Raw genomic sequence first — 25,579 nt, forward strand, 5'->3', positions numbered from 1 at the left:
GGACACCCCAGCCGATGTCATGCCATGGCGCACCAGCGAAGGACCGCCCGGCTGCGCGCGCGTGGGGGCGACAGTCCCACAACGCTGCCCGCTCTCGGCCGACAGGCTCTGCGGGCTCGCGTGCCCACAGTGCTTGCACGACACCGCCCCACAGCGATACCCATCATGCACGGCACCGCCCCTTTTCCCCTCCCTTCTCCCGCCGGTCGCCCACCGCTTCCAACAGCGCAGCAGCTTTGCCAGGTGCTCACCGCGATCACCGCTCTGCCCGCGGCGCAAAAATTGCGGCACTTGGTGGACATGGGCCTTGGGCAACTGCCACCACCGGGCGAGGGCGCCACCCTGGCGCGCTGGCAGGCCCTGGCAGAGGTGGCGCGGCACAGCTTGGCGCTGGCCAAGCTGTACGAAGGCCACACCGACGCGCTGGCTATCCTGGGCGAGCTTGGCTCACACGCCGCCCGCTCGGGCCAGACCTGGGCCATGTGGGCCGCCGAAGCGCCCGGTCTGCGCGTGCAGGTAACCCCTTTCAACAGTGGCGACTACAGCGCGGAGCTGTCGGGCATCAAGGCATGGTGCTCCGGGGCGCAGGGCGTAAGCCACGCCCTGCTGACCGTATGGCTGCCCGGGGAGGCGCAGAGCCAGCTGGTGGCAGTGGATCTGTCGCACCCTGGCATCCGAGTGGACACCGGGCCATGGCAGGCGGTGGGCATGGCGGACACGCTGAGCGCGGACGTGTGCTTCGACCGCACACCCGCAACGCTGGTGGGCAAGCCAGGCGACTACCTGCGCCGCCCCGGGTTTTGGCACGGAGGCGCGGGCATCGCCGCGTGCTGGTACGGCGGCACCTGTGCGGTGGCCGACGCGCTTTTCGAGGCCACGCGGTCAGCCGACCCGACACACCCCGCTTGGCCCTACCGGGCCGCAGCCCTGGGCCGGGTGGACCGCAGCCTCGCCGGCCTGGCGGCGCTGCTGCAGCGCAGCGCCGGCTGGATCGATGCGAACCCGCAGGCAGACGCCCAGGCCGTGGCCCTGCGCCTGCGCCAGGCGGCCGAGGCTGCAGCCCAGGCGGTGCTGGAAGAAACCGGGCGCGCGCTGGGAGCAACACCGTTCTGCCGCGACGCGGGGTTCGCGCGCGCAGCGGCGGACCTGCCGGTCTTCATTCGCCAAAGCCATGGCGACCGCGACGATGCGGCCCTGGCGCGTGCCATCCTGACGATGGAGGAGTCCCCATGGGATCTGTGAACCATATGGCGAATGCCGAGGAACTGGATGCGGCTACCCGCTTTATCAGTATTCCGCGCGTGGCGGCGCACGCCTGGCAGGCCTGGCTGCATGAGGAAGGCATCGCACGTTTCCCGGCCTCGGAACTGGTGGGCAAATGGCAACGCTTGGTGGTGGTGGCGCCCCACCCCGACGACGAGGTGCTTGCCTGCGGCGCGCTTCTGCACACCCACGTCCTCCATGGGGGCGAATGCCTCGTTCTCGCCGTGACCGATGGCGAGGCTAGCCACGCCGGCAGCCCGGGGCACGATGCCACCGCGCTTGCCTGGCAGCGGCGGCAGGAGAGCGGCACCGGCCTGCAACGCCTGGGCGTGCCGTCAGGCGCCCTGCTGCGCCTGGGCCTGCCCGATGGTGGTGTCCAGAGCCATGCCGAGACCTTGCGTGCCAAGCTCGCCGCGCTCGTCCACCCGGGCGACGTGGTGCTAACCACCTGGCGGCGCGATGGACACCCCGACCACGAAGCCTGCGGCCGGGCCGCAGCCCACGTCTGCAGCACCAATAGCGCGGTACTGCTGGAGGCGCCGGTGTGGATGTGGCACTGGGCGGAACCCTGGGACTCGCAGGTGGACTGGACACGCCTGGCCGGCGTGGGCATGGAAGGCGGCACCCTGGCGACCAAGCTGCACGCCCTAGCCGCGCACCGCTCTCAGCTGGCACCGCGGCCGCCTCATCGGCCCGCCGTGCTGGACTCGGGCATCATCGAACGCGCCGGCTGGGACACCGAGTACTTCTTCGTCAACACCCCATGACCACCGCCGCAATCAACGACCTGTTCGACCCCCTGTTCGCCCTCGGCCCGGACCCCTGGCACTTCGAGGGCAGCTGGTACGAGGAACGCAAGGCCAACCTGCTCCTGGCCAGCCTGCCCCGCGCCCGCTACGGTGCAATCTTCGAGCCCGGCTGTGCGAGCGGCTTTCTGTCGGAACGCCTGGCGCAGCGCTGCGATCGGCTGCTGGCCTGGGACGGCGCACAGCGGGCCGAGGAGTACGCCGCACGGCGGCTTGTGCCCTTTGCTCATGCCCGGGTGGAACACGGCTGGGTGCCGCGGCGTTGGCCCGCAGAGCCATTCGATCTCATCGTGCTGAGCGAGTTGCTCTACTACCTGGACGAGGCGGCCATCGAACACCTGGCACATTGCTGCAGGAACACCTTGCGGGCGTCCGGCGCGCAGGCCGGCATCGTCGCTTGCCACTGGCTGCACCCGTTCGACGGATCGCCCCTCGGCGGTGCCCGGGTGCACGAGCTCCTGCACCAGCACCTGCAGGTACCACGTGTGGCCCAGTGGCGCGACGCCGATTTCTGCCTGGATATCTGGTCGGCAGCCCCGCTCAGCGTGGCACAGCGAGAAGGTCGCCGGCCGGCCTCTTGACCACCGCTATCGGTCCGGGGGATTCTCAGAGTAGGCTGCTGACCACCAGCCAGGCGGCCCCGCAGGACAGCAGCGAGGCGACCACCATCAACACCCCATCGCGTACCAGCAAGGCCAGCCCGATCAGTGCGATGGCCGCCATGGGCACCGAACTGGCAAAAGGAAATAGTTCCAGCGGCGGGACCATGCACGCCAGCGCAATGCATGCCAAGGCAGCCAAACGAATCGACAGGCCAGCAGTCAGCCACCTAAGCCGGCCATGGAACCAACGGTCCAGTCGGATGGCTATGGGGCGGGTACTGGTCACCAGGCGATTCATCTTGGCGGAAGGCACACCGTGTCGTGCCAGCCAGGCAGGGATCCACAGTCGCTTGCGTCCCCAGAGCATCTGCAGCGCAAACAGCACCACCACGGCGGCCAGCGCCGTGGGGACACCCGGAACACCGCCAAGAGGTGATATTTCCGACAGCGCGGGAACCAGAAGAAAGGGCCCATAGCTGCGCGGGCCGACCGCGTCCACCAGTTCGGCCACAGCAACCCGCCCATGGGACTGGGCAAGAGCCTCGAATTCGTCGAGTATCTCGCCCAGGGTGTCGGGCTGCTGAGTGGTGGAAGCGGTCAAGGGCAGCGGTTTGTCAGCAGTAGGGTTCATGCCCCAGCATGCGTTCGCGCCTCTGCGCTGCGTGCCGGACAGAGCCGCGTCCTTCGGTGAGAGGCTCACGCCATCAACCGGGGCAGTACCTGCACGAGCAGTGCCCCCGCCATGGCCTGGGCCGTCACGTAGTGCCAGAACAGCACGGTGTTGTCCAGCGTGGCCCGGGCCCCCTGCTGCAGCCTGCCGCTGAGCGAGCGTGCCAGCAGGTAGCTGCCCATGAGGGCAAGGATGCCCACATGCAGGGCCTGCCAGCCGAGCAGTGCCGCCACGGTGGCGCTCCAGGCATCCGCGCGCGGATCCAGGCCAGCCTGCACATGGCCCGCAAGCTGCAGCGCCATGGCACCGCCGGCGCAGGCCAGGGCGAGCACGGTGGCCACCCGCAGCCCTCCCTGGGTTGTCGCGTCCGCAAACGAGCGCTGCACCCTCCACAGAAGCAATGAGCCGAGGATGAGCAGCATGGCCGATGCCACGGGCCAGGCAGCGCGAGGCAATGCCGCCCCGGCCGGCGGGCAGATGTCCGCCGCCATGGAGACATGGATGTGGGCAAAACTGGCCGATGCGAACACGCTCGCATCGACGCAGATCAGCACCACTACGGCCCACCAGGAGTGGGAATAGCGCCCCACCAGTTGCGTGGGCAGCCAGACGCCCTCGGCCACCTCGGCCCGGGCCGTGCCCGTGGGCCGGTCAGATTGCCAGAGCCACACCACCATGGCCACCAGTGCGACCACCGCGCACAGCACCGCCGGCAACACCATCGAAACCGTGAGCAACAGAAAGAAGCCCGCCGTGCCGACTGCCGCAATGAAGGGCGACCAGCCATCACCCGGCAGCAGCAACAACTGGCGCGGCATGGCCGACATCGGGCTGGTGACCAGCGCCTCGCGCCCGCCGAACACCGTGCGGGGTAGCCAGTAGGCTCCTTGCTCGGCGGCCTCGCGTAGCCTGGGGTGGTGCCACAGCGGCTCGCGCGAATACACCGGCGGGATGCTGCGCAGCCCGTATTCACCGCCAGTGGCCCATTCCAGCGTGGGTGCGTTCCACACATTCTCGTGTTTGTCCTTGGTGGTGCCACAGAAGCTGCGAATGAGATCGGCAAAGCACAGCACCACGCCGAGCGCGAATACGAAGGCGCCGGCCGTGGACAGCAGGTTGGGCCACTCCCAGCCCAGGCCGGCGTCGTAGGTGTATACCCGCCGCGGCATGCCCATGAGCCCGGCGATGTGCATGGGAAAGAAGGCCAGGTTGAAGCCGCCGAACATCAGGCCGAACACCCAGCGCCCGAGCCGCTCCGACAGGCGCCGGCCCGGGGCGACCAGCGGCAGCCAGTAGTACAGCCCCGCAAAGACAGGGAAAACCATGCCCCCGATCAGCACGTAGTGCAGGTGGGCCACGATGAAGTAGGTGTCGTGCACCTGCCAGTCGAAGGGTAGCACGGCCACCATGATGCCCGTGAGCCCGCCCAGCACAAAGATGGCGTGGAAGCCCACGAGGAACAGCGTGGGCGTGTTCGCCTCGACGCGCCCGCGCCAGAAGGTGGCAATCCAGCCGAACACCTGCACCGCGCTGGGCACGGCGACCGCAAAGCTCGCGGCCGACACCAAGTGCATGGTGAACGAACCCAGCCCGGCCGTGAACATGTGGTGCACCCACAGCGCAAAGCTCAGGATGCCCACACCCAGCAGCGCGGCCACCACCCAGCGGTAGCCTACGATGGGCGTGCGCGCGAGCGCCGGCACCATCATGGACACCATGCCCGCGGCCGGCAGGAAGATGATGTACACCTCTGGGTGGCCAAAGAACCAGAAAAGGTGCTGCCACAGCAGCGGGTCGCCCCCGCGCGAGGGGATGAAAAAGGGCCAGTCGAACGCCCGCTCCATCTCCAGCAGCAGCGTGCCCGCGATGATGGCCGGGAACGCGAACACGATCATCAGCGCCGTGACCAGCATGGCCCAGGCGTAGATGGGCATGCGCATCAATGACATGCCCGGCGCGCGCGTGAACAGGATGCCGATGATGATCTCGATGGCCCCGGCGATGGCCGATATCTCGATGAACCCGATGCCCAGCAGCCACCAGTCGGCTCCCACCCCGGGCGAGTGTTCTTTGCCCGTGAGCGGCGGGTACATGAACCAGCCGCCGTCAGGCGAAGCACCAAAGAAGATGGTGCCGAAGAACACTATGCCGCCGATGGCGTACGCCCAGAAGCCATAGGCCGACAGCCGCGGAAAAGGCATGTCGCGCGCGCCCAGCATGCCGGGCAGCAGGTACACGGCCATGGCCTCCACCACCGGCACGGCGAACAGGAACATCATCACTGTGCCGTGCATGGTGAAGATCTGGTTGTATGTGGCCGCCGAGACCAAGTTGGCCTGCGGCACGGCGAGCTGGGCGCGCATGATGAGGCCGAGCACGCCCGCCAGGACGAAGAACAGCAGGGCCGTGGCGATATAGAACAGGCCGATGTGGGTGTTGTTGACGGCAGAAAGCCTACGCCATCCGGCGGGCGGCGGCTCCCAGGCCTTTTCCAGGGCCTCGCGCTCGCCTGCGGGGCGCGGCAGACGGCTGAGGGCCGCTGGTGCTGCTCCATCGTGGCGGTCGCCGCGTTCTGCCGACATGCTCATTTCAGCGATCCCAGCCAATGCACGAGTGCATCGATATCGCCTTCCGGCAGGCGTGCATACGAAGGCATGCGCGCCCCCGGCTTGACCGCGTGAACCTGCGTGAGCCACTCCTTCATCTGCTCCGGCTGGTTCTTCAATGTGCCCGCAGCCAGGTGCAGGCGGCTGCCCAGGTGCGTCAAGTCCGGGCCGAGCTTCGACTCGGCTGCCACGCCTCGCACCGTATGGCACGCGGCACATTTTTGCGCCTTGAAAACAGTCAGGCCTGCCCGCGCGATGGAGGATGCGGGCGCCTTGGCCGCACTCTCCTGCCCCGCCAGCCAGGTATCGAACGCCGCTGAGTCCATCGCCACCGCATGCAAGGCCATGCGTGCATGCGCCTCGCCGCAGAACTCCGCGCATTGCCCGCGGAACACGCCAGCACTTGAAGCCTGCAGCAGCGGATGGTTCACGCGGCCGGGCACCATGTCCATCTTGCCGCCCAGCTCAGGGATCCACAGGCTGTGGATGACCTCGATGCTCGACAGCCCCAGATACACAGGCCGTCCCACGGGAAGCCGCAATTCATTGGCCGTGACGATGGTGGCGCCCGTGGAGGGATCGCGGTAGCGGATCTCCCACCACCACATGCGGCCTGTGACGGAGATGACCAGCGCATCAGCTGGCGGTTTTGCCTTCCAGGGCGGCGCACGGTGAAGGCTGTAAAAGAATAAGGCAGTGAGCACCACCAGCGGCAACACCAAGCCGCCACCGGCCAGCCACCACAGCATCGATCTCTCGCTGCCTTCCGACACCTTCTTTCTGAACAAGGCCCATCCCAGCAAGGCCATGGTGCCCAGGAAGAGCAATGCGGCGCCGCCGATCAGCACCCAGCTGACCTCGGCAATTGCGGCTGCGGCCGGTCCTGCGGGCGACAGCACGGCAATGGTGGAACCGGCCTCTGTGCGCACACCCATCACCGCAGCCCCGTGAGCCAAGCGGCCATGTCGCGCGCATCTTGCGCAGGCACGCCCATGTCCGGCATGGTGGCGGACGGCACCAGGTCCGATGGCCGCGCAATCCACCGGGCCAACAGATCAGGACGGTTGGGTACCCGCCCGGCGATGTAGCTGCGCAGGCCAAAGGACGTGAGCGGCGGTCCCTCAGCGCCGCGCGCCGCGGCCATACCGGGGATCACGTGGCAGGCACCACACTGGTACTGAGCGATCAGCAATGCTCCGCGCCGGGCATCACCCATTTCCCCGGCCTGGGCCAGCGCAAGCGTTGGCAAAGTCACCAGTCCTACAAGCGCCAGGGCTTGAAACGCTGTCACGGCAGACTTCCTTGGCCCAAAGGCCACTGGCGATGCAAGGAACAAAGTGCAACGGCACTGGAACCCTGTGGCATCGCCCACATAATGAATCGATGTCCCAGAACAAGACCCGCACCGTCTACGCCGCTGTGTTCGCCACTTTGCTGGGTGTGGCGGCCTTGGCGGCGGTAGCGGGCTTGGCCACCGTGTACCTGGGTCTGTATAACGTGGCGGCCAGCGAGCAGCATTGGAAGCCGGTGTACCAGTTGCTCGAAAACGCCATGCACCAGTCCGTGCGCCTGCGCGCGCGCAACGTGGAGCAGCCACCCGAGTTCACCGAGACCATGGTGCTGCGCGGCGCAGGCTGCTACCGCGACCAGTGCCTTCAATGCCATGGCGGTCCGGGAACGGCGCAGGGTGACATCGGCAAGAGCATGCAGCCGCTGCCCGGCCCGCTGGTGGACGCGGCCCGACGCTGGAGCACGAAAGAGATGTATTGGCTGACCAGGCACGGCATTCGCATGAGCGGCATGCCTGCCTGGGAGCATCGGTTGGACGAGGAGGAGCTCTGGTCCACCGTGGCCTTTCTTGAACGCTTGCCCGGTCTGGACGTGGCTGCCTTCAAGGCCATCGCGTTCGAAGAGGTGGACGGCGCGCGCCGTGCAGGCACCATCGGGGCCTGCGGTGCGGCACGCATGGTCATGGCACCGCCCGCCGCCGGCAACCCGGTGCTCGGGCGCCAGGCGCTGTACCAGCACGCCTGCAACGCCTGCCACATGATCCCTGGCATCACGGGGCCCGAGACCCATGTGGGTCCGTCGCTCGCAGGGTTTGCGGGTCGTGCCAACATTGCTGGAGTGCTGCCGCACACCACCGAGAACCTGGAACGCTGGCTGCGCGAACCGCAAGCCGTCAAGCCCGGCACCGCGATGCCTGCGATGGACGTTAGCCCTGCTGACGCGCGGCACATCGCCGCCTACCTTGCAGACCTCAAGTGAAGCCAGGTTCATGGCAACGACGCTGCAGGTGCCACGCCGAATTTCTGGGCTGCTTCAGGGTCAGCGACCGCCGCATTGAAAGCCTGGCGGAACTGCGCCCCGGCTGCGTAGGCACGCCGGCGCACACGCATGATCGAGCCCAGGGGCCGGTGCTCGGCCAGACCGTGCCACGGGCTGAATGCCAGGGCATTTTCTTCGGCTGGTGAAGTGGCTTCGTTCCACGACGCCTGGGCCGGGGCGCTGATCCGTGCCACGGTGATGAAGGGGGACAGCTCCTCAGGCCATTCGACCGAGGCGTCTTCTACAGGCATGCGCGCAAGGTCCACGCAAAGTTGGGCGCGCAGCTCCCATGCGCCACCAGCCTGGGTGAAATGGGCCGCCACTGCATCGCGCAGTGCTTCCGGCCTGTTCGAAAGTTGTAGAGGTGCATCGTGCAACGCCTGCAATTCGGGGGACACCGGCACCAGCGAGAACTTGGCCATGTACGGGCCGAACAGCATGGGCACCTGTGTGAAATAGCGTTCTCCGAGCGGGTGCGTGGCCGGGTGGCCGCCCAACGCCTTGAGCGTGGCACTTTCCCCACCAGCCTTCTCAACCACGGCCTCCAGACCCCGCAGGGCCGCCGAAAGAAGTGCCTTGGCGGCGGGCGATTTGTCGGTGGTGGCAGCCAGCAGCTTGAGGCTCTTGAGGAACCTGCGCGCTGTGGACGCACTGAACACGGGGCCGTTGACCATGAGGAAGTCCTGGCAGCGCGAGCAATCGGCGGGCTCGAGCGGCACGCCATGCACCTCGCCGACCTGGATGGCCAAGCCGCGCGGCGTAGACACGGCATCGTCCAGCAGGTCGCCAGGCGTGCTGGACAAGCGCATCACCACGGGATAGCTGCCGGGTCGGGCGAACAGGCCCTGCGCGAGCACAGGCGGCAACGCCGGAACCTCCATGCGCCCATGCAGAATACCGTGGCTCTTGGCATGCACACTGCGGAACGCGTGCCCTTCATCGGCAGCCACCTTCTCGCGGATGCCGCGCAGGGTCTCCAGCAGTTCGGCCGAGGTCTGCGCCTCGTCCTCCTCCTGGAACTCGCATTCAGGGGTATAGGTGAGGGGCACAATGCGGGGAATGGCGAGCTCTGGATTCATGGCGATGGGGTGGTGAAAGCCAAGGAGTTGTGGGCGAGCCGCGCTACCCGTATGGGAACGCACTTGCCCGCAGGCACATGGCTCTTCTTCGCATGGTGCGCCAGAGGCACCAGAGGATTGCATTCAGGGAAGTAGCCCGCCACCGATCCCCGGGGCAGGTCGTAAGCCAGCGCGCGCAGGCCGGCCAGTTGCCGGTTGTGGCCATCGGTTTGGCCCGTGGTGGTGGCCAGCAGTTCGTCACCTTGCGCAATGCCACGCGCGACCATGTCCTCGGGGTGCATGAGCAGGACCATTCGCGTGCCCCACACATTGCGAAAGCGGTCGTCCAGGCTGTAGACGGTGGTGTTGAACTGGTCGTCGCTGCGCACCGTCATCAGGCGCAGCACATCGGGCCCCATTGCAGCATATTCGCTGTCCATGGCGGGCGGGACGACAAAGCGGGCTTTGCCCGATGGCGTCTTCCACACCCTCTCGCGCGCCGGGTTGGGCCTGGGCATGCCGGCGGGCGCATGTATGCGCTTGTTGAAACCTTCAAACACGGCAGGCCAGGTGGCTTCTATGGCATCGCGCACCACTGCGTAATCGTCCACCCACCGGTCCCAGGGTACATGCTGGTTGGACGTCAGCGTGGCGCGCGCAATGCCGGCGACGATGGCAGCCTCGGAGCGCAAGGTGCGTGCTGCCGGTTCGGCCACGCCATGCGACGCATGAAAGCACCCCGTCGAATCCTCCACAGCCACTGTCTGCGGCCCCGACGCCTGCTCATCCACCTCGATGCGGCCCAGGCAGGGCAGCAGCCAGCCCTGCTGCCCTGGCAGCATGTGGGTATGGTTGGGGCGCGTGGCGATGTGCACGGTGAGCTGCAGGCGCGACCACGCGGCTTCCAGCCGTGCAGTGTCGGGTGCTGCGCGCAGGAAATTGCCGCCCAGGCCGATGAAGGCATGCACGGAGCCGTCGATCACTCCTTGGCAGGTGCCCACAGTGTCCAGCCCCTTGGTGCGCGGAGGCTCGAATTGGTAGAGCGCGGCCAGTTGATCCAGGGGCGCGAGTTCCGGCTTTTCAGTGATGCCCACGGTGCGCTGGCCCTGCACGTTGGAGTGCCCACGGACCGGGCAGATGCCGGCGCCACGCTTGCCGATGTTGCCGCGCAGCAGCAGTAGGTTGCTCACCATCTGGACGTTTGCCACGCCCTCGCGGTGCTGGGTCAGGCCCATGCCGTAGATGCCGATCACGGCGCGCGCGGCGGCATACGTCTTTGCCGCCTGCTCCAGCGCCGCGCGCGCAAGCCCACTTTCACGCTCGATGTCGCTCCAGCTTGCAGCGCGCATGGCATCCGCAAACGCGCCAAAGCCCTCGGTGTGCGAGGCGATAAAGTCGGCGTCCAGTACCCGCACACCTCCCATACCCTGCACTGCATCGTCAGCCTCCACCAACCACTTGCACATGCCTGTCAGGGCCGCGATGTCGCCGCCATTGCGCACCTGCAGGTACTGGGTGCTGATCACCGTTTCGGCTGTGCTCAGCATCTCGCGTGGGGATTGCGGGTTGGCGAAATGCACCAGGCCCACCTCCTTCATGGGGTTGAAGGTAACGATGGGGACGCCGCGCTGGCGGGCTTTCTGCAGCTGATGCAGCATGCGCGGGCTGTTAACGCCGACGTTCTGGCCGAAGAAGAAGATCGCGTCGGTCTGCTCGAAATCGTCGAGCCGCACCGTGCCCACGGGCACGCCAATGGTCTCAGGGAGCGCCACCGAGGTACTCTCGTGGCACATGTTGGAGCTGTCGGGCAGGTTGTTGTTGCCGTACAGCCGTGCCAGCAACTGGTACATGTAACTGGTTTCCAGCGATGCACGGCCGGAGGCATAGAACACAGTGGCCTGCGGATCTTTATCGCGCAAGCCCTGCAATGCCGCACCGATGGCGGCAAACGCCTCATCCCATGCGGTGGGCACATATCGGTCACTTGCCTCATCGTAGCGCATGGGTTCCACTAGGCGACCAGTGGCTTCAATTTCGTGGTCGCTCCAGCCGCGCAGGTCGGTCACCGCGTGCTGCGCGAAGAACGCTGAATCCGCGCGCTTTTCCGTTAATTCCCAGGCGGTCGCCTTGGCGCCGTTCTCGCAGAATTCGGCCAAATGCGGCTTGCCCGGCTTGGCCCAGGCGCAGCTTACGCAGGCAAAGCCCCCCGGCTTGTTCTGCTGCCGCAATGCATTGGCCGTGCGCAGGGTTGCGCCCTCACGCACCACGCTGACCGCCACGGCCTTGAGCGACCCCCAACCACCAGCGGGTTGTCCGTAAGGAGGTAGCGGCTCCGGTAATTTCTCTTCAGCCGGCGTGTCGAAGGGGCGACTGGCGGTGTTGGGATGCATCCGCCCACTGTCAGCGTTGCAACCCGGCAGCCAAGTCGGCCAGGAACCCTGCGGCCTGTAGGAGAGCTGCCGCTGAACTCCCCGCAGGTCTCGTGAGCAGTTACGCGGCTTCAAGCAGTGGACCAGAAGTATTCGGCGGGAGGGGAAACGCCGCAGAGACCAGGCTACCGCGTCCCACATGAGATGAAATGACCAGCCTGCCCCGGCGGCCTGAACCCGGTGGCGCATGCCCAACAGGCGGTGGGAGGAAAGCCGAACAGCTTCGGTGTCGAAGCCCTTTCCGTTGTCTCGAACCCTGGAACCTTCACGCCTGGGCTGGGTATGCATGGACACGAAAATTCGCGTCGCTTCGGCATCCTTTGCGATGTTGGTCAGCGCCTCCTGCACTCGACGATACACGGTGAGATGGGTGTAATTGGGCAAATCCACGGCCTTCTCCAGGCTGCATTCCACCTCCATCGCCGCGCGCCCTGCGTACTCTATCATCAGGAATTTCAACGCCGCTTCGAGCCCGAGATTGGACAAGGTGGACGGCCTCAAATCCTCGATGATCCGGCGCTTCAGCGCAATGCCGCTGTCCAGTGACTGCACTAGGTGGTCAAGGCGCGTGCGCACCTCGTCGCTGTTCGGGAGAATTTGCGCTTTGAGGCGCGAAACATCCAGCTTGGCCGCGGTAAGCAAGGCACCCAGCTCGTCATGCAGTTCGCGGGCCAGGTGGGCCCGCTCCTCTTCACGTATCTCCTGCAGGTAGTTGGCCAATTCGGAAAGGCTGGCACTCCGCTCCCTCACCAGTTCCTCCAGCCGGTCGCGCTCATGCGAAAGAGTCTCCTGTTCACGCTGTGCCATGTCTCTGAGAACAGCCGCCTGCCGCACGTACATGTAGAAAGCGGCGAGTCCAATGACGGCAATCAGCGCGACCCCGACCCGCGACGTCATCAACGAACGCAACACCTGGATCTGCCCTGTCTTCACGTCGGCAGAACTACAATCAATGAGCGTGTGGGTCTGCTGGCGCACCGCATACACGCATGCCCACATCGGTGCGCAGCACGAACCTCCATGCGTCCTCGTTGCCTTGGCGACGCATCAGCAGGCTGAGCTCGATCTCTGCAAGCTTGCGGGAGATCTGGTGAGACAGCTTGGCCAAGTCGGCCGCCGGCCATGGAGGTCGGTGAGCTGCTTGAGCTCGCTGTCCGTGCCCGCGCGGCCCACCACACTGGACCACGGCGTCTGCGTAATCTGCGTGGGCGTGCTTGCCCCCAGGAGCTGCAGCCCTATCACCGCGATGGTCTTGCCGGTGACCCCGGCATCGAGCAGGCGGAGCACCTCGCCCACCACGCCCTTGTTGCCCAGCAGGGCCGAGCCGCCCAGGGCGCCCAGCAGCTTGGCTGCCTGGCCGGCGTTGCCGTTCAGGTCCAGCGCCAGCTTGGTGTCGCTGAAGGTCACGCGCTCGACCCGGGTCACATCCAGCATCGCCCCATCGGTCATGCGCTGCAGCGAGAAGCTGCCATTGCCCTAGGTCTGCACATGGGTCTGCGAGAGGGTGGCCGGGATCGCACTTGCTCGACATCCACCAGCCAGTTTGAGATGCCTGAGGCGGTGTGCGTGAGCTTGATGCCGGCCCCGTCCGGGGTCTCGATCTAGTCCGTGTAATGCCTTTGCTGAACGGCAACGTCAAAGCCCGTGCCCCATTTAGACCGCCTAGCTTGCGCAGCTATTCAGATCGGCCGGTAGACTTTCTCACCGAGCACTTGAGCACCTGCGACATTTGCCGCAGCGCAGCCACTTTGAACTCCTCGTTCTCCGCGGCGGTGCAGTCACGCGGCACCCATACCTTAAAGCCACGCATGTACGCATCCATCGCGGTAAGGTGCACACATATATCGGCAGCCAACCCGGCAACGATCAAGTCGCGCGCCTTGAGCTGCTTGAGCAGGTGCTCTAGCGGTGTGCTATGGAACGCAGAATGCAAAGGTTTGAGGATGGTGAGGTCATTGTCCCCAGGCTCCAGCAGCGTGGCCATTTCCCCGCGCGCACCGGGCAGAGCCTTGCAGGCGGTTAGAAGGTCCTTGAATTCCGAGCGCCAGATCCCGTAATTGTCGTTGGCGTAGATGGCCGTCACGCCGCTGGCGGCCAAGCGCTTCTTGAGCCGGGCCGTGGCTTGCGCGGCCTTCAGTGCGGCCGGCACCAGCTTTTCAGCCCCAGGAAACTGCATGGGGTTGATGAAGTCCACCAGCAGCAGCACCCTCGGGCTGGGCCGAAGGTGCGGCTTTTCGGCCTGTTGAAAGAAGCTTGGCTGCGTTGACATGGCTGCATCGTCCTCAAATCTCCTTGCTCTCGTCATCGGTTTTCGCCAAGCCGCGGATGTTCATAATTGCAAGGCAGATTTGCAGTGCAATCAGCGCAATGGCGTGCGAGTAAAGGCCCCAGGCTACCCAGAGGACATTGCTGAATAGGAATACCCAAAACCCTGCATTGCGGCGACTGGCCGCCTTAGAACCAACAAGCCAGGCGGCAAGCACAGATGCAGCAAACGCGGGCCACTGAATCCAGTCAAGCCAATCGCTCATGATGGAGTTCTTTCAGGATAGGTGTCACTCGAAGTCGGGATGGTCTGGTTCACGAAGCTCTTCCAGCCAATCATGAAGCGCTAGACTTTTGCCTGATCACGTCCACGCCCAGTGGCGGCCTGCAACTCTTCAATGCGCATAGAGGCTTCAGCCTTGGTCAGCGAATCGTCTGCTTCCTCGCCGGCCTCTTCTGCAAGCGTGTGCAGATACGACCGTTGCGCCCCAGTCATGGCCTCATCGCCTGTCACCCAATTTTTGGGGTCCTTTTCCATGTTGCCTTGGTCGGCAGTGGACTGAGTGGATTTGTCTGTCATGTGTTCGCTCCGGAGGATCTGTTAGAGCCTCCAGCATGCGGCGCGCGCTCTGGGCAAGATGTAGGAAATAAGCCAATACTGTCATTACATACAGTTATTGTTATGCCGACGGTCAACGCTCGCGCCTCAGTTTTGCTCTCATGGTTGGCCAACGCCCACGGTATTGATGTCAGCGTTTTCCTACGTCCACGCGGCGCCTGCAGGAATAGGATGGCTGGCTTCGAAAGGAGCCATCATGGCCAAAAGTTCGACTGTCCCCGCACGCGCATGTGTGCGCATCACTCTTCGCCATGGCGGTGACGCTTGGAACTGGGCTCACAACCTTCGATGCACCGAAACCGACTTGCGCAAGGCTTTGCAGGTGGTTGGTGACTCGGAGAACGACGTGCGCCAGTACCTGCAGCAAGCTACCGCGAAGGTGTCCTCAAAACCTTCCTGAGGTGCTCCGTGCTGAACATCGAGCCGAAGGGATTTCTTCCATCCGCGCTCGGGTCTATCATTCAGTCGCCAGGTACTCCAACACCCTCCCTTCCGCCCGCCGCGAGCGGGCCTCTTGTTGCTCGTCTTCTAACGCTTGAGGTGTGCAAACATGGACTGCCGCACCATGTCCTGGAAGGCGAGCTCTTCGGACGTTCGCTTCTGATTGATAGGGCTGGCATCCAGCTGCCGGCATATGTGTGAGTAGCTTTTGAGTACTGCTTTGCGGTGGCTTGGCGTTGATGCTTCCATGATAGAGATCAGCATTGCGTTATTGGATTCCGCAGCGATCAGCGCCTGATTGGATTTGTCGATCAGCACAAAGACCTGTTTTTTGAGCTCACCAACTTCGTGTTGAAGTACCTTGATTTGCTCGTCTGGAGTCAGTTCAGTGGGCATCGTCTCTCCTGTTTCAATGCGGTGGTGGTTCAGGCTTTTCAACCATGCGCAGGCGCACTTCGTTTCCGCAGATCACGCGCAGGACGGCATCTGCTTCCAGCCAAGTAGTAGCAGCCTTGCCCATTCCCCCGAAAAAGTTATGCATCCTTCCTGGTGGCACCTCCTCGAAGGGTTTGGTCGCCACCGCTGCGCATTCCTCCATCGTCACGGCGTAGTGCTCCAGCACCCCCTGGGCAGCAGATATGGCGCGCCTTCACACGTCGTCCCTGAGGCGGCCTGTGGAGTCTTCGATCACGAGTGTGAGTTCTGACATGTCTACCTCTTATTAGCCTGCTGGCACGTGTTCAACAGCTTCGACGGCTGGCAGCACCAGGTGGTTCCTAGCCTCAGCAATCGACAGTCGTGCCACACATCAATCACCACCGGTGCGCTGAATTCCGACGGCAGCGGCCGGTTTGAGATCGCCCGTTCAGGCGAGCCGTTCTTTGCGCATGGGCAGCGCCGTGGAGAAGGCTTGAACCCGATACTCCGCGCTGGCAGCGCTGCGGCGGTGGTGTAGACGCGTCTCGTACTGGTCTTTACGACGGTGCTATCGCTGAACCTGACTCCTTAAGGATGCTGATTTGTCCATCGGCTTCAAGAAACGCAAAGCGCATATCCGACTGATCGCAGTCTGCTTCGCGAAGCGCCCGTTCTACATCACACAGAGGCACATGGTGACGTTTGAGCACGTCTTCAAAGAGATCGCCGTTTCGGCCGACCAAATGGCCCGTCCTTCGACCAAGGCCTGAGCCCGAGGACTGCGCGCAGTGATGAATGCCACAAGAACGTTAAGGCCTACCAGCGTGGCAGCGGACAGCAATCCCCCCGTCAAAGACTTCTCTTCCCCACTAAGCCCATTCGAAACGGCCTCGCTCAGCAGCATCACAACCAGGAGGTCAAAGGGGGTGAACTGGCCGACGGTGGTAAGCGCGCGGCCAACGCACGTTGCGCGAGCGGCAGACCGTCGGGGATTACGCAGTGGCGTCGGTAGGCCGCCAGAGGTGGGGCAGCAGCTCGTCGATGTCGCGCGCCTTGTGAGTGGGCAGGCGCGTGAGCACGTCCTTCAGATAGGCGTAGGGGTCGTGGCCGTTGAGCTTTGCCGATTGGATCAAGCTGGTGATCGCAGCCGCTCGCTGGCCAGCCAATAGCGTCCCGGCGAACAGCCAGTTGCGCCGTCCCGTGGCCCAGGTCCTGATCTGCTGCTCGTCATGGTTGTTGTCGATGGGCAGTGCCGCATCGTCCAGGTACCGCGTCAACGCCGCCCAGCGCTTGAGGCTGTAGTCGATCGCCCTGGCCGTTGCACCGCCGTCCACGACCTTCGTGCGCTGGGCGGTAAGCCAGGCGTGCAACGCCAGGGTGATTGGCCGCGCGCGCAGTTGGCGCTGTTCGAGCCGCTGTGCAGGGGGCATGCACTTCAATTCGCGTTCGATGCCGTACAACTGGCCAATGAAGTCCACCGCTGTCGCGGCGATCACGCTCTTGTCGGTCTTCACCAGATCGACGAAGTACCGACGCGCGTGCGCCATGCAACCCGCTTCGGTGACCCCGCGCTCCCACAGCGCCTTGTACCCGCCGTAGTCGTCACAGACTAGGCTACCCTTCCAATCTCCGAGGAAGTTTCTCGCATGCTCACCAGCGCGGCTAATCGTGAAGTCGTAGACCACCGCCCGTAGTGGCTCGAAGGCCCCTGCTGCATAGGCCCAGAGGTAGGCGCGATGCGTCTTGCCCTTGCCAGGGGCCAGCATGGCCACCGGCGTCTCGTCTGCGTGGACAACAGGGCAGGCCAACACGTGACGCTTCAGGGCATCCACCAGCGGCTGCAGGCGAACGCCGCATATGCCCACCCATGCTGCCAGTGTCGAGCGCGGGATGGCCAGGCCAGCACGACCGAAGATCGCTTCTTGCCTGTAAAGCGGCAGATGATCCGAGTGCTTGGCCACCAGTACATGGGCGAGCAGTCCGGCCGTGGGAATGCCCTTGTCGATGATCTCGGCAGGAACGGGGGCCTGTGTCAGCGTACGACAGCCGCGGCACGCCCACTTGCCGCGCACATGGTTCTGCACGGTGAAGGCCCCGGGTGTGTAGTCGAGCTTCTGAGTCACATCCTCTCCCACACGTTGCAATGCACAACCGCAGACGCATGTCGTGCAAGCCGGTTCGTGGATGATCTCGATGTGAGGCAGATCTTGCGGGAGCGGCGTGCGCTTTGGATGTGCTTGCTTCTTGTCGACAGGCGGTGGCGTGTTGAGTGTTTCGAGCTCGGCTTCGAGCGCCGCAATGTCGGCATCCACCGACTCGTCGAACAGCGCCTTCTGCTGCGCGTTGAGCTGCTCGCTGCTGGCACTGAACTTCATGCGCCGCAACTGCGCGATCTCGTAGGCGAGCTTCTCGAGCTTGGCGTCACGCCAGTCGATCTCATGCTTGCTGCGCTGCACCTGCTCCAGCAACCTGGTCGCAAGTTCACGCAGTTGGCTCTCGCCCAAGGCGCTCAGCTGTGAGGGGTCGATCTGCGAGGCATCAAGCATCGACGCCAGTATTGCCGCACGTCGGCTTACCAGCCATCGGCAGATCTACGGATTGCCCGAAGCCTTCCCTCCCGGGTCTACACCACGCTGATCACGCCGGCCTCTCCCAGACGATGCCACGGCAGGCCCAGGACAAGCGCATCAAGCTGCTCACGGGTAAGTGACTGCGGTGCGCCACACCCTCCCCCAGGCCAGACGAAGCGGCCTTGGTGCAGCCGTCGTGCTGCCAGCCAGATGCCTATGCCATCGTGGACCAAGACCTTCAGCCGGGTCGAGCGCTTGTTGGCGAATACATAGGCATGGTGCGGTCGCGCGGCGCCAAAGACCTTCACGACCCGGGCAAGGGTTGTGTCGGTTCCGGCGCGCATGTCCATCGGCTCGACACACAGCCATACCGCTTCGACGCGAATCATCGAAGCCAGTCGCTCAGCCAAGCTGCGCAATCGCGGGCGGCGCTGGCAGGCCAAACCACCGTGACGGTAGTGCCAGCTCGCTGCAACTCGATGCGGATGTCACCTTCCACTGAGGCTGCGGGCAGCGCAAGCGGCACGAACGTTGGGCCCGGCATTGGCGCTTCGCGCAACGGTGGCTCGGCCTTGGGCTTGGGTGGCAACGCATGCTCCGCGTCGATCACCCACTTGCGCAGCATGTTCGCGTTCAAGCTGTGTGCCAGCGCCACCGCGGCCATTGATACCCCAGGGCGCATGCACTCTTGGATCACCGCCTCCTTGAATTGCGCGCTGTGTCGCCGCCGGCGACGCCGTCCCATCAAATCCATTCCGTAAGTGTCCATCTGTCCGCCTAAGTTAAGCGGACACGAGCCTCCTACATCGGCCGCCTGACATCAACGTGTGTTCGCTGCGCGCTTACCGACGGTGCGGTGGCCCGAAACTCGCACAAGTACTAGTAGTACTCCATACACGAGCGTTGCCCGCAGCGGTAACTCCCACCAGGGGCCACTTAGTTCAAACATGGCTACACATCAGGAAGTCAACATCGCCAGTCGGCATTCCAGACGACGGCCAACGCACTCGCTGAGGTATTGGTCGGTCTGTGCTTCAGATACGCTCTCTTCGCCAGGTTGTGCACTTGCCTGCGACTCGGCCTCTGAGGCCTGCACCAGACCTACCGCGGCTGCAGCTCCGTAGGCAACCATGGACAGGCCAGCAGCGATGAAGTTCACGGGACTGAACGATTGGTGGGGCGTTACGAGCATGAATAACCTCCAGTTGGAGTTGGATGAATCATGTCGATGACTAGACGCGATAGCCTGTAGGAAGACAGGCAGAAACCAACCTCACTCATAACGGCGGTCTATGCCATACAGGGGGAACGAGCCTTGCACGATTCCTCGGTTTGTCCCCGATCAAGCAGAAGTCCTACATCGCTTTGTGGCAGGAACCTTAACCTGTACCGTCCCCCACAACCTGTGATGAAGGTCCACTATGCCCAAAGATCCCAAGAGTCAAGCCAAAGGCGCAGCTACGCGCGCGCCGTCGGCGACGAAGGCGCCTGCAAGGAACACAGATAGCGCGCCTGCTTCACCCGGCGCCGCCAGTGACGTGCTCTCCACAAGGGCGGGAGAAACCAACGATCTCGCCGCAGCACGGCCTTACAACCCCAACAAGGCTGGCGAGCACGGGTTCAAGAACGGGGTGAGTCCCGCTCCCGGTGCCACCGCCGAACCTGCATCTCGCCTCCCATCCGGCAGCACCGTGTCCGAAGCGAATGGCTCAAACAAGACCGGCACCGTCGCCGCCGAGGGGGTGAACGCCACCATCGCTCCGCTCGACCGGGTGCGCGTCGATTCCGCCGGCCAGGTGCTCACCACCAACCAGGGGGTACCGATCGCCGACAACCAGAACTCGCTCAAGTACGGCGAGCGTGGGCCGGTGCTGCTCGAAGACTTCATCCTGCGCGAGAAGATCACGCACTTCGACCACGAGCGCATTCCCGAGCGCATCGTGCATGCGCGCGGCTCGGGTGCCCACGGCTTTTTCGAAGCGTATGAGCCCTTGACGGACCTCACGCGCGCCGCGCCGTTCAAGGAGGCCGGCAAGATCACCCCCGTGTTCGTGCGCTTCTCCACCGTGCAGGGCGAGCGCGGCTCCAAGGACACGGCGCGCGACGTGCGCGGCTTCGCCGTGAAGTTCTACACCGACGAAGGCAACTGGGACCTGGTGGGCAACAACATGCCGGTGTTCTTCATCCAGGACGCGATGAAGTTCCCAGACCTGGTGCATGCCGTCAAGCCCGAGCCGCACCATGCGATGCCCCAGGCGGCTAGCGCGCACGACACCTTCTGGGACTTCGTCTCGCTCATGCCCGAGTCCACCCACATGCTGATGTGGGCCATGTCCGATCGCGGCATCCCGCGCAGCTATGCCACCATGCAGGGCTTTGGCGTGCACACCTTCCGCTTCGTGAATGCGGCGGGCGAGTCGGTGTTCGTCAAGTTCCACTGGAACCCGAAGGCCGGCACCCATTCGCTGGTGTGGGACGAGGCGGTGAAGATCTCCGGTGCCGACCCAGATTTCCACCGCCGCGACCTGTGGGAGCGCATCGAGGCCGGCGCGTACCCCGAGTACGAACTCGGGGTGCAGGTGTTCACCGAGGAGCAAGCCGACAAGTTCAGCTTCGACATCCTGGATGCGACCAAGATCATCCCCGAAGAGTTGATTCCTGTGCGCCCCATCGGCCGCATGGTGCTCAACCGCAATCCCGACAACTTCTTTGCCGAGACCGAGCAGGTCGCGTTCTGCACAGCCCACGTGGTGCCGGGCATCGATTTCTCGAACGATCCGCTGCTGGCCGGACGCATTCACTCGTATGTGGACACACAGATCTCGCGCCTTGGCGGCCCTAACTTCCACGAGCTGCCCATCAATTCGCCCATCGCCCCCGTCCACAATAACCAGCGCGACGGTATGCACCGCCAGGCTATCCATCGCGGCAAGGTGGCGTATGAGCCTAACTCGCTGGGCGGCGGCTGCCCCTTCCAGGCCGGTGCGGCGCAAGGCTTTGTCTCGGTGCCCGCCCGCATCGAGGCCAAGGAGGCCCAGGGCAAGGTGCGCGCCAAGCCCGAGAAGTTTGCCGATCACTACACCCAGGCCACGCTGTTCTTCAACAGCCAGACCCCGGTGGAGCAGGCCCACATCGCGGCGGCTTTCCGCTTCGAGCTGAGCAAGGTCACCGTGCCCGCTATCCGCGAGCGAATGGTTGCCTCTCTGCGCAACGCTTCGGAAGATCTGGCCGCCCAGGTGGCTGCAGGCCTTGGCATGAAGGAACTGCCCGAGGCCATGCCCCGCGCACTGGCCAACCCGCCCAAGCCCGAGATTGCCAACTCTCCCGCCCTGTCGCTGCTCGCACGCCCCGGCGACGGCAGCATCCAGGGGCGCAAGGTCGCCATCCTGGTGGCCGATGGAATTGTGGGCCAGAGCGCTTTGGACCTTCACCAAGCCCTGTTTGCGCAAGGCGCTGTACCGCGCTTCGTGGCCCCTCGCATCGGGCCGGTGACCACTGCCGACCAGGTGCCCATTGATGCCGATGCGTCGCTGGAGAACGAGCCCGGCTTCCTGTTCGACGCGCTGGCCCTGCCCGATGGCGATGAAGGCGTGAAGATGCTTGCAGCCGATGGCCACACCATGGAGTTCATCAAGGACCAGCACCGGCATTGCAAGACCATCCTGGTGATGCCGGCCTCTGCGGCGTTGATGCTCAAGGCGCAAGTCCCTGCGACGCTGCCCTCTGGCGACCCCGATCCAGGTATGTTCATGGGGGCCGCGCCTGCAGACTTCAAAGCGTTCATCCAGGGCATCGCCCGCCACCGCCATCCCGAGCGCGAGACGGACCCTCCGTTGGTGTAACCCGACCTGCCAGGCAGCGAAGGCAATACTGCCATCGCTGCCTGGGGACCCCACCATGACCGCTTTTGAAGCCGCTGGAACCGACCGCGATCGCCTCCAAGCCGTGGAGAAGCTGCTCGAGCAGCAAACGGAGCTACTGGGCAAGCTGGCGGGCCAAGTGCAAAGAAGCCACTCGGCCATGGCGGCGGTGATCGCTCTGGCCCAGGCCCTCATCGAGTCGCACCCCGAGCCGGCTGTTCTGTCCAGCCATTTCATGGACCAGATGGACACCATGGGAAGCGTGCTGTCTGCTGATGAAATCACCTTGTACCGCGACGACATGCAAAAGCTGCACCTCCATATCCTTTATGCAGCCAACCGCCGGAATCCGCCTGGCGGTGCGGGCTAGGGGCGGCAAGCCGACTTGCCCTGCGCTCGAGTTGCAGGCGCCGCTCGGCATCGCGCAACCGTTCGAGTTTGTCCTTAAAAAGGCTCTGCGGGGACTGCCTCCCCGCCACGCAGGTCAGGGTCTGGCAGCACCGCAACGTTCCGCTCGCTTCCCGAGTCCGATGGCTGTGATCCTTGGCCAATGAAGAACCGGCGCGGCACCACCACGACACCGCTCTCTGTGACCAAGAAACGTTCGCGGTCCCGCCGGATCGAGGCCGATGCGTTCGCCCGGCGTAATGTCGTTGTCCTGGTCAATGATGGCCCTGCGAACATGGGCGCCGCGGCCTATGCGGGTGCGCTCCATCACGAAGCAGTGCTCTAGTTGCGCATCGCGCTCCACCATCACCGAGCGGCGCAGCATGGCGTGGTCCAGGTTCGCACCATCGACTACTCACCCAGAGCCCACTATGGACGGCGCACGCTTTAACGCCAATCACTGGCAAACAAGCGCACCAAGCGAGCGCGGGATAGTCCTACATATGGAAAAAATCGGGTTAAGTACGACTTCGCCGGCTTGCACCTCCCGCTCTGTCCCTCTCAGCGCCCGCCTCCTGCGGGCGCCTTTTTTTTTGTCACGCCGGATCGAAAACTTCCAATACGGGTTGCCTGTAGGACCACAGCTTGTCTCCCTCGACCTGCATCACATGTAGATAGTCACGCAGCAGAACGCCGGCGTCCTGGCGAAGTTGGCTGACGACATCCTGCTGCGCCTTCGCTTCGTGTGCCTCGCCCGCTCGCAGGTGCTACAGCATCAAATGCGTGGCGTTGTGAACGTCTTGCTCCGCTGCGAGCCAGCGGGCGAATGCCTTAGAAACGGGCGACATAGGATTTCCTCCCACGGTGCGAAAGCACGCTGATTGAGCAGGTGCCCGGTGGTCGCGACACGAATGCGGCCAGATCAGTAAAGTCGAGATTGTGCGCAGCAAAAGCTGTGACAGCTTCAGGCAACACTCCTACAAGCGTGGCTTTTTGGCAGATGTCAAATCTTTGCGCTGCTCAAGAGTTCACAGATGCCATACCTACCCATCCTTCACGCCTTCACTCACGAGAGTGAAACCGCATACCTCCAAATCGACACCGACAACTTTTTGCGGGTCGCCTACGATGGTGTCCTTTCAGAACCGCGCAAGATTGCCGGCGCCTTACCTGTTAACACTTGCAGCCGATGCTGGGGCCAGTGGTGCTAGCACCTTATTCCCTCCCACCGGCCGAGCGCCGGGGTCCAAATCGTCCTGGCTTTTAGGTCCGAAGTAGTAGAAGGCCACGAATGCAAAAAATACGCATAAAGCCGCTGCCGCCCACACCATGACCTTTCGTGGCGTGCGTACCGTTTGGAATGGCTTTGAAGCCTGCGTGTCCCCGTTTGACACTTGTGGATTAGATTTCACTCTTTGCTCTTCGGCTATTCGACTAGATCACACCAAGGGCGAGGTTCCACGGCCGCAAGATGCAAGCATGAAGCTGGTTGCTCAGCTCTTGGCATCTGCTTGTTGGACGCGGTCCACATTGGTGGTACTGCGCGCCCCCTTGAGATGCATTTCAATGTCTGCCGCTTTGTCCCCGACCTGTGCCACCGCGTCTCGAAGCTGTTCTTCCGTGGTATCAAGCTCACGCGTCCATCGAGTGAGCGATTGGGCGTCTTCAACATCAATGCGATCTGGTGGTTGGTTCGATTGCGTCATCGGAATGTCTCCTGAGTAGTCGGCGTGTTGTTCAGATGCTAGCTACGCAACCCGGCGCGCGATGTAGGCAAATAGCACCAGTTGACCGGGACAGGCAGGACCAACCGTGCTGCGAGGTTGATCTATTTGAGAGTGCTGCCCAGCACTAGCGATTCAAGCGGTCTTCCTACACCGCCGAGCAGTGCCTGCCCGCAGGATGGCGCACCCCAGGAGACCCCATGAGCCAACCCGAACGCCCCACTCTTCGCCCACGCAGCGCTCTGGCACTGTTCATGGCGATGTTTGCGCCCATCGCATTCGCGCAACTGCCTCCCGGTGACGGCCCGATTTCCGTCACAGTGAATGTGACCGAGCCTTCGCCAACCCGATTCGATGAATCGATGGTCGGCCGGCTGAAGGTACCCACGGGCTTTCGCATCACCGTCTTCGCCAAAGACATGGCCAACGTTCGCTGGCTGCAGACCATGCCCAACGGCGACGTTTACGCCAGCCGTCGCGACCAAGGCGATGTGCTGCTGCTGCGCGATACCAACCGCGACGGCGTGGTGGATGCCAGTGAGCGCAAGATCGTGGCGCAAAACCTGAAGTTTGCACACGGCCTGGCGCACCGCAACGGCCAGTTGTACATCACCTCTGACAAGAAGGTGCTGGTAGCGGACATCCAGTCCGATGGCACGCTTGGAACGCCGCGGTTGATCATCGATGACCTGCCCGACGCGGGCCAGCACCCCAACCGCACCATCGGATTCGGGCCCGACGGCATGCTCTATATCACCGCCGGCTCCACCTGCAACGATTGCCGCGACGCCAATCCCGAGAGCGCCACCATGCTGCGCGCCCAGCCCGACGGCAGCGCGCGCGGTGTTTTCGCACGCGGCCTGCGCAACACTATCGGCTTCGGCTGGCACCCGATAAGCGGCGTGCTCTACGGCTTCGACAATGGATCGGATTACCACGGGGACGAACTTCCACCCGAGGAACTCAATGCCATACAGGCCAACAAGCACTACGGCTGGCCCTACTGCTACGGCAACCGCCAGGTGGACGCGCAGGTATTCAACGACCCTCCCAACACCACCAAGGGCGACTTCTGCCCCACCACCGAGGGTGCGCTGCTCACCTACTCCGCGCATGCAGCACCGATTGGCTTCACCTTCTACACCGGAAGCCAGTTCCCTGCTTCTTATCGCAACGACGCCTTCGTGGCGTTCCGCGGCTCATGGAACCGCGCACAACCCAGCGGCTTTCGCGTGGTTCGCGTGCGCTTTGACTCGCAGGGCAAGCCGGTGGGCACCGAGGACTTCGCCACCGGCTGGTTGATGCCCACACCTGCGCCTGCGCTCACGCAACTTGGGCCCACCGCCCCGGCGGCCGAGCAGACCAAGGCGCGCCGTCCAGCACAGTTTGGCCGCCTGGCGGGCCTGGCAGTCGCGGCCGACGGCGCGCTGTTGGTGGCCGAGGATCAGAACGGCGTTATCTACCGCATCAGCCACAGCGGCCTGTGACGCAAAGGAAACACGATGCCTCACGTACCTACGCCAACGCCCAAGTC

At 64.1% G+C, this 25,579-nt stretch carries 26 protein-coding genes and 2 pseudogenes; 8 read left to right on the plus strand and 20 right to left on the minus strand.

Features of this window, described 5'->3' with window-relative positions:
• The first annotated feature begins 243 nt into the window (after window positions 1–243).
• Genes AC07X5_RS22235 through AC07X5_RS22245 form a run of 3 tightly spaced genes read left to right on the plus strand, consistent with a single transcriptional unit; the run spans window position 244 to window position 2,650 of the window.
• Window positions 244–1,242, plus strand: a complete 999-nt coding sequence (locus AC07X5_RS22235; protein ID WP_494771865.1) for an acyl-CoA dehydrogenase family protein — start codon at window positions 244–246, stop codon at window positions 1,240–1,242.
• Window positions 1,230–2,030, plus strand: a complete 801-nt coding sequence (locus AC07X5_RS22240; RefSeq protein ID WP_494771866.1) for a PIG-L deacetylase family protein — start codon at window positions 1,230–1,232, stop codon at window positions 2,028–2,030. Before AC07X5_RS22235 ends, AC07X5_RS22240 begins: the two co-directional genes overlap by 13 nt.
• Window positions 2,027–2,650, plus strand: coding sequence for an SAM-dependent methyltransferase (locus tag AC07X5_RS22245; RefSeq protein ID WP_494771867.1), 624 nt, complete (start codon window positions 2,027–2,029; stop codon window positions 2,648–2,650). The genes AC07X5_RS22240 and AC07X5_RS22245 overlap by 4 nt, the downstream gene beginning before the upstream one ends.
• Window positions 2,651–2,675: 25 nt before the next feature.
• Here AC07X5_RS22245 and AC07X5_RS22250 read toward each other — a convergent pair whose 3' ends face one another.
• From AC07X5_RS22250 to AC07X5_RS22265, 4 genes are all read right to left on the minus strand, one after another.
• Window positions 2,676–3,272: an exopolysaccharide biosynthesis protein gene (locus tag AC07X5_RS22250; protein ID WP_494771868.1), complete on the minus strand. Its 597-nt coding sequence runs from the start codon at window positions 3,270–3,272 to the stop codon at window positions 2,676–2,678.
• Window positions 3,273–3,367: 95 nt separating this feature from the next.
• On the minus strand, window positions 3,368–5,923 hold the full coding sequence (locus tag AC07X5_RS22255; RefSeq protein WP_494771869.1) for a cbb3-type cytochrome c oxidase subunit I: 2,556 nt from the start codon (window positions 5,921–5,923) through the stop codon (window positions 3,368–3,370).
• A gap of 2 nt (window positions 5,924–5,925) precedes the next feature.
• Window positions 5,926–6,795, minus strand: coding sequence for a cytochrome c oxidase subunit II (locus tag AC07X5_RS22260; protein ID WP_494771870.1), 870 nt, complete (start codon window positions 6,793–6,795; stop codon window positions 5,926–5,928).
• Between the two features lie 86 nt (window positions 6,796–6,881).
• On the minus strand, window positions 6,882–7,238 hold the full coding sequence (locus AC07X5_RS22265; protein WP_494771871.1) for a c-type cytochrome: 357 nt from the start codon (window positions 7,236–7,238) through the stop codon (window positions 6,882–6,884).
• Between the two features lie 92 nt (window positions 7,239–7,330).
• On the opposite strand from AC07X5_RS22265, the gene AC07X5_RS22270 reads away from it, so the two are divergent.
• Window positions 7,331–8,215 (plus strand): c-type cytochrome, encoded by an 885-nt coding sequence (locus tag AC07X5_RS22270; RefSeq protein ID WP_494771872.1) that lies wholly within the window; start codon window positions 7,331–7,333, stop codon window positions 8,213–8,215.
• Between the two features lie 8 nt (window positions 8,216–8,223).
• On the opposite strand, the gene AC07X5_RS22275 is transcribed toward AC07X5_RS22270, so the two are convergent.
• From AC07X5_RS22275 to AC07X5_RS22305, 7 genes and pseudogenes are all read right to left on the minus strand, one after another.
• A complete protein-coding gene (locus AC07X5_RS22275; protein ID WP_494771873.1) occupies window positions 8,224–9,354 on the minus strand; it encodes a catalase family protein in 1,131 nt (376 codons plus the stop codon).
• Window positions 9,351–11,723, minus strand: coding sequence for an FdhF/YdeP family oxidoreductase (locus AC07X5_RS22280; protein ID WP_494771921.1), 2,373 nt, complete (start codon window positions 11,721–11,723; stop codon window positions 9,351–9,353). The genes AC07X5_RS22275 and AC07X5_RS22280 overlap by 4 nt, the downstream gene beginning before the upstream one ends.
• 582 nt (window positions 11,724–12,305) lie before the next feature.
• A pseudogene (locus AC07X5_RS22285) lies at window positions 12,306–12,761 on the minus strand (histidine kinase); the annotation flags it as partial.
• A gap of 48 nt (window positions 12,762–12,809) precedes the next feature.
• Complete coding sequence (locus AC07X5_RS22290; protein ID WP_494771874.1) at window positions 12,810–13,211, minus strand: hypothetical protein; 402 nt, start codon at window positions 13,209–13,211, stop codon at window positions 12,810–12,812.
• Window positions 13,212–13,437: 226 nt separating this feature from the next.
• On the minus strand, window positions 13,438–14,031 hold the full coding sequence (locus AC07X5_RS22295; RefSeq protein ID WP_494771875.1) for a cysteine hydrolase family protein: 594 nt from the start codon (window positions 14,029–14,031) through the stop codon (window positions 13,438–13,440).
• A gap of 13 nt (window positions 14,032–14,044) precedes the next feature.
• Window positions 14,045–14,293 (minus strand): hypothetical protein, encoded by a 249-nt coding sequence (locus AC07X5_RS22300; protein WP_494771876.1) that lies wholly within the window; start codon window positions 14,291–14,293, stop codon window positions 14,045–14,047.
• An 80-nt stretch (window positions 14,294–14,373) separates the two neighbouring features.
• Window positions 14,374–14,607 (minus strand): DUF3072 domain-containing protein, encoded by a 234-nt coding sequence (locus AC07X5_RS22305; protein ID WP_494771877.1) that lies wholly within the window; start codon window positions 14,605–14,607, stop codon window positions 14,374–14,376.
• Between the two features lie 235 nt (window positions 14,608–14,842).
• Here AC07X5_RS22305 and AC07X5_RS22310 point away from each other — a divergent pair, with 235 nt between their 5' ends.
• Complete coding sequence (locus AC07X5_RS22310) at window positions 14,843–15,046, plus strand: DUF3606 domain-containing protein (protein WP_494771878.1); 204 nt, start codon at window positions 14,843–14,845, stop codon at window positions 15,044–15,046.
• 128 nt (window positions 15,047–15,174) lie between these two features.
• Here AC07X5_RS22310 and AC07X5_RS22315 read toward each other — a convergent pair whose 3' ends face one another.
• The 7 genes from AC07X5_RS22315 to AC07X5_RS22345 form a co-directional block, all read right to left on the minus strand.
• Window positions 15,175–15,483, minus strand: a complete 309-nt coding sequence (locus tag AC07X5_RS22315) for a hypothetical protein (RefSeq protein ID WP_494771879.1) — start codon at window positions 15,481–15,483, stop codon at window positions 15,175–15,177.
• Between the two features lie 13 nt (window positions 15,484–15,496).
• On the minus strand, window positions 15,497–15,691 hold the full coding sequence (locus tag AC07X5_RS22320; RefSeq protein ID WP_494771880.1) for a hypothetical protein: 195 nt from the start codon (window positions 15,689–15,691) through the stop codon (window positions 15,497–15,499).
• 370 nt (window positions 15,692–16,061) lie between these two features.
• Window positions 16,062–16,214 carry a hypothetical protein gene (locus tag AC07X5_RS22325; RefSeq protein WP_494771922.1) on the minus strand — a complete coding sequence of 51 codons (153 nt, stop codon included), beginning with the start codon at window positions 16,212–16,214 and terminating at the stop codon, window positions 16,062–16,064.
• Window positions 16,215–16,496: 282 nt separating this feature from the next.
• A complete protein-coding gene (gene tnpC / locus AC07X5_RS22330; RefSeq protein WP_494771881.1) occupies window positions 16,497–18,050 on the minus strand; it encodes an IS66 family transposase in 1,554 nt (517 codons plus the stop codon).
• A 77-nt stretch (window positions 18,051–18,127) separates the two neighbouring features.
• A complete protein-coding gene (gene tnpB / locus AC07X5_RS22335) occupies window positions 18,128–18,463 on the minus strand; it encodes an IS66 family insertion sequence element accessory protein TnpB (RefSeq protein WP_494771882.1) in 336 nt (111 codons plus the stop codon).
• Window positions 18,460–18,828 carry a transposase gene (locus AC07X5_RS22340; RefSeq protein WP_494771883.1) on the minus strand — a complete coding sequence of 123 codons (369 nt, stop codon included), beginning with the start codon at window positions 18,826–18,828 and terminating at the stop codon, window positions 18,460–18,462. Before AC07X5_RS22340 ends, tnpB begins: the two co-directional genes overlap by 4 nt.
• Window positions 18,829–19,032: 204 nt before the next feature.
• Window positions 19,033–19,233 carry a hypothetical protein gene (locus AC07X5_RS22345; RefSeq protein WP_494771884.1) on the minus strand — a complete coding sequence of 67 codons (201 nt, stop codon included), beginning with the start codon at window positions 19,231–19,233 and terminating at the stop codon, window positions 19,033–19,035.
• Window positions 19,234–19,495: 262 nt separating this feature from the next.
• Between AC07X5_RS22345 and AC07X5_RS22350 the strand changes: the two genes are divergently transcribed.
• Both AC07X5_RS22350 and AC07X5_RS22355 read left to right on the plus strand, forming a co-directional pair.
• Window positions 19,496–21,916: a catalase gene (locus AC07X5_RS22350; protein ID WP_494771885.1), complete on the plus strand. Its 2,421-nt coding sequence runs from the start codon at window positions 19,496–19,498 to the stop codon at window positions 21,914–21,916.
• Window positions 21,917–21,971: 55 nt separating this feature from the next.
• Complete coding sequence (locus tag AC07X5_RS22355) at window positions 21,972–22,304, plus strand: hypothetical protein (protein WP_494771886.1); 333 nt, start codon at window positions 21,972–21,974, stop codon at window positions 22,302–22,304.
• Between the two features lie 164 nt (window positions 22,305–22,468).
• On the opposite strand, the pseudogene AC07X5_RS22360 reads toward AC07X5_RS22355, so the two are convergent.
• Together AC07X5_RS22360 and AC07X5_RS22365 are read right to left on the minus strand one after the other, a co-directional pair.
• Window positions 22,469–22,757, minus strand: a pseudogene (locus tag AC07X5_RS22360) (GlgC family sugar phosphate nucleotidyltransferase); the annotation flags it as partial.
• 1,057 nt (window positions 22,758–23,814) lie between these two features.
• Entirely contained in the window at window positions 23,815–24,027 is a 213-nt protein-coding gene (locus AC07X5_RS22365) for a DUF3606 domain-containing protein (RefSeq protein ID WP_494771887.1), read from the minus strand.
• 218 nt (window positions 24,028–24,245) lie between these two features.
• Here AC07X5_RS22365 and AC07X5_RS22370 point away from each other — a divergent pair, with 218 nt between their 5' ends.
• Complete coding sequence (locus tag AC07X5_RS22370; protein ID WP_494771888.1) at window positions 24,246–25,532, plus strand: PQQ-dependent sugar dehydrogenase; 1,287 nt, start codon at window positions 24,246–24,248, stop codon at window positions 25,530–25,532.
• The last annotated feature ends 47 nt before the right edge of the window (window positions 25,533–25,579 follow it).

The sequence above is a fragment of the Acidovorax sp. GW458-11-26-14-TSB4 genome (genome assembly GCF_059423865.1).

What these genes read in the sequence shown, in the direction of transcription:
- AC07X5_RS22240 (WP_494771866.1), top strand. Translation starts at nt 1,230, where the DNA reads ATGGGATCTGTGAACCATATGGCGAATGCCGAGGAACTGGATGCGGCT.
- AC07X5_RS22245 (WP_494771867.1), top strand. Translation starts at nt 2,027, where the DNA reads ATGACCACCGCCGCAATCAACGACCTGTTCGACCCCCTGTTCGCCCTC.
- AC07X5_RS22255 (WP_494771869.1), bottom strand. Translation starts at nt 5,923, where the DNA reads ATGTCGGCAGAACGCGGCGACCGCCACGATGGAGCAGCACCAGCGGCC.
- AC07X5_RS22270 (WP_494771872.1), top strand. Translation starts at nt 7,331, where the DNA reads ATGTCCCAGAACAAGACCCGCACCGTCTACGCCGCTGTGTTCGCCACT.
- AC07X5_RS22275 (WP_494771873.1), bottom strand. Translation starts at nt 9,354, where the DNA reads ATGAATCCAGAGCTCGCCATTCCCCGCATTGTGCCCCTCACCTATACC.
- AC07X5_RS22280 (WP_494771921.1), bottom strand. Translation starts at nt 11,723, where the DNA reads ATGCATCCCAACACCGCCAGTCGCCCCTTCGACACGCCGGCTGAAGAG.
- AC07X5_RS22290 (WP_494771874.1), bottom strand. Translation starts at nt 13,211, where the DNA reads ATGACCGATGGGGCGATGCTGGATGTGACCCGGGTCGAGCGCGTGACC.
- AC07X5_RS22295 (WP_494771875.1), bottom strand. Translation starts at nt 14,031, where the DNA reads ATGTCAACGCAGCCAAGCTTCTTTCAACAGGCCGAAAAGCCGCACCTT.
- AC07X5_RS22300 (WP_494771876.1), bottom strand. Translation starts at nt 14,293, where the DNA reads ATGAGCGATTGGCTTGACTGGATTCAGTGGCCCGCGTTTGCTGCATCT.
- AC07X5_RS22305 (WP_494771877.1), bottom strand. Translation starts at nt 14,607, where the DNA reads ATGACAGACAAATCCACTCAGTCCACTGCCGACCAAGGCAACATGGAA.
- AC07X5_RS22310 (WP_494771878.1), top strand. Translation starts at nt 14,843, where the DNA reads ATGGCCAAAAGTTCGACTGTCCCCGCACGCGCATGTGTGCGCATCACT.
- AC07X5_RS22315 (WP_494771879.1), bottom strand. Translation starts at nt 15,483, where the DNA reads ATGCCCACTGAACTGACTCCAGACGAGCAAATCAAGGTACTTCAACAC.
- tnpC (WP_494771881.1), bottom strand. Translation starts at nt 18,050, where the DNA reads ATGCTTGATGCCTCGCAGATCGACCCCTCACAGCTGAGCGCCTTGGGC.
- tnpB (WP_494771882.1), bottom strand. Translation starts at nt 18,463, where the DNA reads ATGATTCGCGTCGAAGCGGTATGGCTGTGTGTCGAGCCGATGGACATG.
- AC07X5_RS22340 (WP_494771883.1), bottom strand. Translation starts at nt 18,828, where the DNA reads ATGGATTTGATGGGACGGCGTCGCCGGCGGCGACACAGCGCGCAATTC.
- AC07X5_RS22350 (WP_494771885.1), top strand. Translation starts at nt 19,496, where the DNA reads ATGCCCAAAGATCCCAAGAGTCAAGCCAAAGGCGCAGCTACGCGCGCG.
- AC07X5_RS22355 (WP_494771886.1), top strand. Translation starts at nt 21,972, where the DNA reads ATGACCGCTTTTGAAGCCGCTGGAACCGACCGCGATCGCCTCCAAGCC.
- AC07X5_RS22365 (WP_494771887.1), bottom strand. Translation starts at nt 24,027, where the DNA reads ATGACGCAATCGAACCAACCACCAGATCGCATTGATGTTGAAGACGCC.
- AC07X5_RS22370 (WP_494771888.1), top strand. Translation starts at nt 24,246, where the DNA reads ATGAGCCAACCCGAACGCCCCACTCTTCGCCCACGCAGCGCTCTGGCA.